Origin of the sequence: Halalkalibacter sp. APA_J-10(15) (genome assembly GCF_023017105.1) — a bacterium.
GTDB lineage: Bacteria > Bacillota > Bacilli > Bacillales > Bacillaceae_D > Halalkalibacter.
The window spans coordinates 1-380 of record NZ_JALKEV010000071.1 but is presented as its reverse complement, the minus strand read 5'-3'; the positions used below and the strand labels follow the sequence as shown (position 1 = coordinate 380).

At 42.6% G+C, this 380-nt stretch carries 1 protein-coding gene; it reads left to right on the top strand.

The genetic code is table 11. The annotated features are described in order from the left end of the window. Positions 1–3: 3 nt before the first annotated feature. Positions 4–380: flagellin N-terminal helical domain-containing protein (locus tag MW695_RS22310; protein ID WP_483299879.1), on the top strand; the 377-nt coding region annotated here is incomplete at its 3' end.

The window sequence follows — 380 nt, the reverse complement described above, 5'->3', positions numbered from 1 at the left end:
ATAATGATTATTAACAACAATTTACCTGCAATGAATGCACACCGTCAGCTTGGTGTAAACCAATTTGCTGGTGCACAAGCACAAGAAAAATTATCTTCAGGTCTTCGTATTAACCGTGCTGGTGACGATGCTGCTGGACTTGCAATCTCTGAAAAAATGCGTGCGCAAATCCGTGGATTAGACCAAGCTAGCCGTAACGCTCAAGATGGTATCTCAATGATCCAAACAGCTGAGGGAGCTCTTCAAGAAACTCACTCAATTCTACAACGTATGCGTGAGCTTGCTACACAAGCAGCGAACGATACTAACGTTGATGTAGACCGTGGGGAAATTCAGAAGGAAATCGATGCATTAACTTCTGAAATCAACCGTATTTCGAA